The following is a 6,738-nucleotide window of genomic DNA, read 5'->3' on the forward strand; positions in this document are numbered from 1 at the left end:
GCCACTCGCCCGCCATGTCCTCGAGGCGGTCGCGGCGGAAAACGGGGTGTGCATCCGGCCGCTGGCGATGCGGAAAGTCAACGTCGTCACTGGGGAAACCGAGATCATCCCGGTGCCGTGCGGGGCCACCCTCGCGAGCAAATGCCCGCCGTGTGCCGAGCGTGCGCGGAAACTCCGGATGGCGCAGTGCAAGGCGGGTTGGCATCTCGATGACGAACCGCTACCCGACCCGGACCCACCGACCGATGACGCGAAGACGCTGGTCCAGCTCCGCGCGGATCTCGAAGCGGTCCGCACCGATGCCACGGACAGCCACGATGTGGATCAGGTCGCCGAAGTCGATGACCTGATCTCGCAGGTAGACGAAGCGCTGGCAGATCTCGGCGTGCGGGGGAAGGCGGCGCCGGACAGTCGCGATCGTCCCCGGCGGACCCGGTCGACCCGCCGGCGGCAGGATGCCCCGGATCTGCCCCGGCTGCCGGTGGATCGGCGGACCGTCGGGCGGACGTTCACCGGATCGGACGGGACGGTGTGGCGGCCGTCGATGTTCCTCACGTTGACCTGCGACAGCTACGGCCGCGTGAACTCCGACGGCACACCGGTGGATCCGGACGGCTACGACTATCGGCGGGCGGCCCGCGACGCGATCCACTTTCCCAAACTCGTGGATCGGTTCTGGCAGAACCTCCGCCGGGCGGTCGGGTACGACGTCCAGTACTTCGCCTGCCTGGAACCGCAACGCAGGCTGGCACCGCATCTGCATGCGGCGATGCGCGGCACGATTCCCCGGGTGCTGCTCCGCCAGGTCGCGGCGGCGACCTACCACCAAGTGTGGTGGCCGGCCTGCGATCGGCCGATCTATACCCCGGACAGGCTGCCCGTCTGGGACGACGAAGCGGGCGGCTACCTCGACCCGGACTCGGGCGCATCCCTGCCGACCTGGGATGAGGCGTTGGACGCGATCGGCGACGATGCCGAACCTACCCATGTCGTCCGGTTCGGCGTCCAGGTCCGCGCCGACGGGGTGACCGCCAACGACCGGAACACCGGCCGGCTGATCGGCTACCTGACCAAGTACCTGACGAAATCGTTGGACACCTGCCACGACATCGCCACCGACGCACAGCGAGCACACGTCGACCGGCTCGCCGACGCCCTGCGGTACGAGCCGTGCTCGCCGGGCTGCGCGAACTGGCTGCGCTACGGCGTCCAACCGAAAAACCCCCGCGGCGGGCTCGTGCCCGGCCGGTGCAAGGGCAAGGTCCACCGACGCGAAACCCTCGGCTTCGGCGGACGCCGGGTGCTGGTCTCCCGGAAGTGGTCCGGGAAAACACTTGCCGACCACAAGGAAGATCGGAAAACCTGGATTCGGGAACAGCTCGCGGTCCTCGGCCACACCGGCACCGGGGACACCGGCGATGGCGGCCAGGGCGCCGCGCCCGACCGGGTCGTCTGGCAGCTCCTCCGGCCCGGTGATCCGGCGACCCCGCGCCGGGAACACCTGCTGCTGCGCGCGGTCGCCGATCGGCACCGCTGGCGCGCCCAACTCGACGCGGCCCGTGCCGCCCGTGCGGCCCGTGGGGATCCCCACCCGGTTTCGGCAACCGACCCCGGCATGCCCCGCGCGGCCTGAATCCTGACCCTGACGATCATCGGAGTAGTTGTGCACAAGCTCCTTCTGACCCCGGCTGAGGCGGCCGACCTGCTCGGCGTGAGCCGCACCACCCTGTACGAGCTGCTCAACGCCGAACTGATCGAATCGGTCCGGATCGGCCGGGCACGGCGTATCCCGCGAACCGCGCTCGTCGCCTACATCGATCGGCTCCGCGGGCTCTCCGACAGCGGGGCGGCAGCATGACCACGCTCGCGCGGGGCCGGGGGACGGCTGGTGTTCGGCAACTCGCCCGGACCGGCCTGTTGGCCCGCGGTCCACCCGGGACACGTCGTAAGCCCTCACAACAGAAAGATCGAATAAGCGGCCCCGGTGGGTGCTCGAACACCACACCGGGACCTCGATCCGCACCCCTTCTGATCCAAGGAGCGCAGACCGTGCCACCCATCATTCCGCCTGACCATGGCCCACCGCGCGACCCCTCCGACGGACAGCCCTTCGTCCGCCTCGACACCCCCGGCCACGGCTTCTACGAGATGACCGTCAAACCGGGAGCCGACCCGTTCGAGGTCGCCCGGACCGCGGTTACGATCCCCACCGACGCCGTCTTCGTGGAAGCCCTCGGGGACGTCGACATCGTGTTGGTGTTCCGCGCGATCCCGGGCGCCGCGTTTCCGGCAACTCCCCGATCGCACGGGCCTGGTCCGGCCGGCGGCTGGGTGCCCGACATCGCCCCGTATCGCAGGGTTTCCGCGCAGCTCTCGCCGTTCTGATCGGTGGTCGCGGTCTTTCGCGTCTCCCCCATTTTTCTTCCGTTCCTCTGGTAGGCGCCTTATCTGCCGGGGGGCCGGACAGGTCCAGGGTCGGCGTAGCCGATCACGAAGTGACGCGGTAGCGCCCTGGATGCGGCCGGTTTCCCGGCAGACCCTTCCGCGCCCAGAGGACCGGAACAGCCCCGACCGTCGCACGCCACCTCCCCGAGGATTCCCTTCCCTCGCAATCTTTCGGCAAGGAGCTGAACCCACCATGCCCAGCAACAACGGATCGGCGAACGGCCGGCGCAAGGAACGCACCAAGCGCGCCAACGGCCAGGGCTCGATCTACCAGCGCGCGGACGGCCTGTGGGTCGGCGCGGCCTACGTGCTCATGCCGGACGGAACGACGAAACGGCGGCCGGTCTACGGCAAGTCGGAAGAGATCGTCCGCGGCAAACTCACCGCACTTCAGGCCAATTCTGACCAGGGCATCCCGGCGGACGCCACCGGCTGGACCGTCGAGCGGTTCCTGACGGTGTGGCTTGCCCAGACGGTGAAACCGAACCGGCAGCCGAACACGTACGTCACCTATGAGAAGGCGGTCCGGATCTACCTCGTTCCGGGTCTCGGCAAGAAGCGGCTGAACAGGCTGACCGCCGCGGACGTCCGGCAGTTCATCCGCCGGATGGAGAGCACCTGCCTGTGCTGCGCGCGGGGTAGGGACAAGGCTCGGCCGGAGGAGGCGCGGCGCTGCTGCGCGGTCGATCGGTGCTGCAAACGGCTGCCCTCGAAGCGTCAGGTCCAGGTCGTGCATGCGGTGCTTCGCAACGCACTACAGGCTGCCGTCCGGGAGGAGCTGATCCGGCGGAACGTCGCGAAGCTGGTACAGGTGTCGAGCCCGCGCTACGGGGTCGACCGGGGCCTGACCGTCGACCAGGCACACAAGCTTCTCGACGCGGCGGCCGGCGGCCGGCTCTACGCGCTGCTGGCCCTGGCGCTGTTCCTCGGCATGCGTCGCGGGGAACTCCTCGGTCTCCAGTGGTCGGACATCGACACCGAGCGGGAGACGCTGACCGTTCGTCACACACTTCTGCGGGTCGGCGGGGAACTGCGACTATGCCCGCCGAAGACGGAGGACTCCGAACGGACCTTGCCGCTGCTGGGCCTGGTCGCGGATGCGCTCGCGGAGCATCGCAAGCTCCAGGACGCCGAGCGTGCGGCAGCCGGTGAACGATGGGTCACGACGGACCATGTGTTCACGACGAAGATCGGGACACCGATCGAACCCGACAACCTGCGGCGGTTCTGGCTGCCGCTACGGTGCGCGGTCGGTCTCGATGGCGTGGTGTTTCACGGGTTGCGCCACACCTGCGTCACGCTATTGCTGGATCTTGGTGTGCCACCGCACATCGTGCGGGACATCGCGGGCCACTCGGCGATCGAGGTCACGATGACGATCTACGCGCATGCGTCGATGGGGGAGAAGCGGCGTGCACTGGGCAAGCTCGACACCCACCTGACCGACCCCCGACCCTGACGGCCGTTGCTGCACCCGTTGCTACAAAACGCCTCTGCCAGCAAGATCGGCAGGGGTGTTTTGGCTGGTGCGCCCGGCAGGGATCGAACCTGCGACCAAGTGCTTAGAAGGCACTTGCTCTATCCGCTGAGCTACGGGCGCTTACCGCCTATTGTGCGGGTCTCCTGGCGTGAACGCGCAGCGCGGTTCGCACCTGGCCAGCGGAGGAATAATCGATCATTTCGCGCCCCGTGTCAACCAGCTGCCGGCATGTCCGAGCCTGATGAACCGGGTCTCGCGCCGTCCCCCGGTGCCAACCCGACGCGGTCAGCTGGTCGCATGCCTCGCCACGCCCCGATACTCGGATGACCTTGTGGCGCTTGGTCAAAAAGTCCAGAATGGCATATTTTGTACTGATCGTGCATCCCGCAGTGTCGCTGCTGTGGACAGCTGCACGGCTTTCCACAGCGGACCTCGGTGGCGTGTCGAAGCGGTCGTCAACGGTCACAGTGTGACGTGGGACGAGACAGCGGACGGTCTCGCCGGGTTTCTCAGGGCCGGCGACCCTTCGGGACCGTCCGTCACGGAAGCAGGCCAGTATCCATGATCCGGGAGGAACCATGATCGAAGCATCGGTCACGCTGCTCGGCAACCTCGTCGATGACCCTGACGTGCGATGCACGGCGAACGGGAACTTCGTCTGCTCCCTGCGCATGGCCAGCACGTCGCGCCGGTTCGACCGTTCGCAGAACCGCTGGGTGGATGGCCACACCGTATTCGTGACCGTCACCTGCTGGCGGCACCTGGCGGAGAACGTCGGAGCGTCGCTGCACAAGGGCGACAGGACGCTCGTGGTCGGGCGGCTGCGGCAGAGGTCCTTCGAGACCCAGGACGGAGGCCGCCGGGTCGTCTACGAAGTGGATGCCGATGCGGTCGCTGTCGACCTGACCCGCCAGTCGGCCAAGGTCCGGCGGGTGGTCCGCTCGAACCGGGAAGCCACGGAGGTCATGGACGTCACCGAGGTTACGGAGGCAGACGAGGTTACGGAGGCAGACGAGGCTATGGAGGTCACGGACGCCATGGGCGCGGTGGAGGTCGTGGACGCCACCGAAGGCGAAGGAAGTGCGGTGGGCTCCGAGCCCCTCGCCGGCAATGGCATGACCGGTGTGCACAATGGCCAGACCGGCGTCGGAACCGGCTCCGGGTACCGTGACGGGGGTTTCACCCATGCAGGCGCGGACGAGCTGCTCGGCGAGTCGATGCCAGGCGATCTACCAGGGGCGCCGGGGTCTGAGCGCCGACCCCCCGGCGTCCCGGCCCAGCGTCCGGCGACGGTGTGATGGCACGGTAGTCGGCGGCTTGCGGGTGGCTGTCGGCACAGGCGCCGTCCGGTTGCGAAACGGTCATGAGACGGGTGGATGCCCGGTCCCACCCGGACCTGTGGGTAGCGTCAGTCCGTGACCAGCGCGCGGGGTGCCGATATACCGACGCCCATCCGGGTACCGCGTGGGCGCGTGGACGGGCCCACGGCACCCGGCGATGCGCCAGAACCACGATCGCATCGCCTTTGGCCCTCTAGCCGGAGCCGGTCAGATGACCGCCTCGACCCGTTGCCCGAGCCCGTGCTCGACCGGCTCGGTGACCCACGACCGTCGTGGCGCCGACCGTTGGTGGTACTGCGGTCACGGCTGGCCGCGGTGTCTCGGCCCGGATGGACAGTGGCGGCCGCGGCCGTGCTCAGCGCGCTTGCGGCTGTCCTGATCAATCACTATCTGTTTCCGTATCTGTCGATCAACAACGACGAGGCCCTCTACCGGCTGCAGGCCCAGACACTGGCGGGCGGCCATCTGTTTCCGTCGGCGTCGACGCCAGCGCAGTCCTACGCACCGTGGCTGGCGGCGGTCGTCGACGGCCACTACGTCCTGAAGTACACCCCGGTGGTTGCCGGGCTGTTCGCGTTGAGCCTCGTGCTCACCGGCGGGACCGTCGCGGGACTCGCCTTTGTCGCCGCCGCCGCGGTTGTGGCGACCTACCACGCCGGAATCGAGTTGCTGGGCGATCGGCGGGCCGCCGCGGTCGCAGCCTGGCTGCTGGCACTGTCGCCGCTGGTCATTCTGCACAGCGCGATGATGTTGTCCTATCTGCCGGTCCTTGTGCTGTATGAGTGCGTGCTTGTCGGGTTGCTGCGAGGGCTGCGAACCGGTCGTGGGGCGCCGCTTGTCACGGCAGGGCTGGCGCTGGGGTTGGCGATGGCGGTGCGCCCGTACGACACGGCCCTGGTGCTCGGCCCGCTTGCGGTGTGGGCCGTGCACCGGGGCGCCCGCGGACAGCGGTGGTGGCTGCTGCGTTGGGTCGGGGTAGGGCTGATCGTCCCGGTCGCCGCGTTGCTCAGCTACAATGCGGCGGCAACGGGCAGTCCGTTCACACTGCCGTTTGCGCTGCTTGAGCCCGACGACAAGCTGGGCTTCGGGGATCGCCGCCTGTTTCCCACCGACCCTGCGCACCGCTTCGGGCCGGTTGAAGGGCTCGTCTCCATCGGTGACCATCTCTGGTTTCTCGGTATCTGGGCGTGCGGTGGCGTGTTCCTGGCAGCACTGTCGGTCGCGGCGGTCGTCCGCCGTCGACTGTCCGGGCCGGCCCTCGCGGTCGGGGTCGGGGCAGTTCTGCTGATTCTTGGGTACATCGTGTTCTGGGGAGCCTGGAACGCGGCCGAACTGTGGGGTGGCATCCGCTATGTCGGTCCTTTCTACCTCATGCCCGTACTCATCCCACTGGTCTTTTTCGGAGCTCGGGGGCTGATCGACCTCGCCGTCGCGCGGCCATGGGCAGGCGGGCTCACCGCTGCTGCCTGTCTG

The 6,738-nt window shown here is 68.4% G+C and carries 5 protein-coding genes, 1 tRNA gene and 1 pseudogene; 6 read left to right on the plus strand and 1 reads right to left on the minus strand.

The window, feature by feature from the left end:
- From U9979_RS08515 to U9979_RS08530, 4 genes are all read left to right on the plus strand, one after another.
- Positions 1-1,633: replication initiator (locus U9979_RS08515; protein WP_322778937.1), on the plus strand; the 1,633-nt coding region annotated here is incomplete at its 5' end.
- A gap of 30 nt (positions 1,634-1,663) precedes the next feature.
- A complete protein-coding gene (locus U9979_RS08520) occupies positions 1,664-1,858 on the plus strand; it encodes a helix-turn-helix domain-containing protein (RefSeq protein ID WP_322778938.1) in 195 nt (64 codons plus the stop codon).
- Positions 1,859-2,049: 191 nt separating this feature from the next.
- The gene (locus U9979_RS08525; protein ID WP_322778939.1) at positions 2,050-2,385 is read left to right on the plus strand and encodes a hypothetical protein; all 336 of its coding nucleotides are present in this window, start codon (positions 2,050-2,052) and stop codon (positions 2,383-2,385) included.
- 253 nt (positions 2,386-2,638) lie between these two features.
- Positions 2,639-3,904 (plus strand): site-specific integrase, encoded by a 1,266-nt coding sequence (locus U9979_RS08530; protein WP_322778940.1) that lies wholly within the window; start codon positions 2,639-2,641, stop codon positions 3,902-3,904.
- A 65-nt stretch (positions 3,905-3,969) separates the two neighbouring features.
- Here U9979_RS08530 and U9979_RS08535 read toward each other — a convergent pair.
- Positions 3,970-4,045 (minus strand) — tRNA-Arg (locus tag U9979_RS08535).
- Positions 4,046-4,503: 458 nt separating this feature from the next.
- Between U9979_RS08535 and ssb the strand changes: the two genes are divergently transcribed.
- Entirely contained in the window at positions 4,504-5,223 is a 720-nt protein-coding gene (gene ssb, locus U9979_RS08540) for a single-stranded DNA-binding protein (RefSeq protein ID WP_322778941.1), read from the plus strand.
- Positions 5,224-5,601: 378 nt separating this feature from the next.
- A pseudogene (locus U9979_RS08545) lies at positions 5,602-6,738 on the plus strand (hypothetical protein); the annotation flags it as partial.

The organism is Protofrankia sp. Cas4, assembly GCF_963555915.1.
Taxonomy (GTDB): Bacteria; Actinomycetota; Actinomycetes; order Frankiales; family Frankiaceae; genus Protofrankia.

Excerpts from the sequence above, each read along its gene's own strand:
- U9979_RS08530 (WP_322778940.1), top strand. The coding sequence starts at position 2,639 with ATGCCCAGCAACAACGGATCGGCGAACGGCCGGCGCAAGGAACGCACC.
- ssb (WP_322778941.1), top strand. The coding sequence starts at position 4,504 with ATGATCGAAGCATCGGTCACGCTGCTCGGCAACCTCGTCGATGACCCT.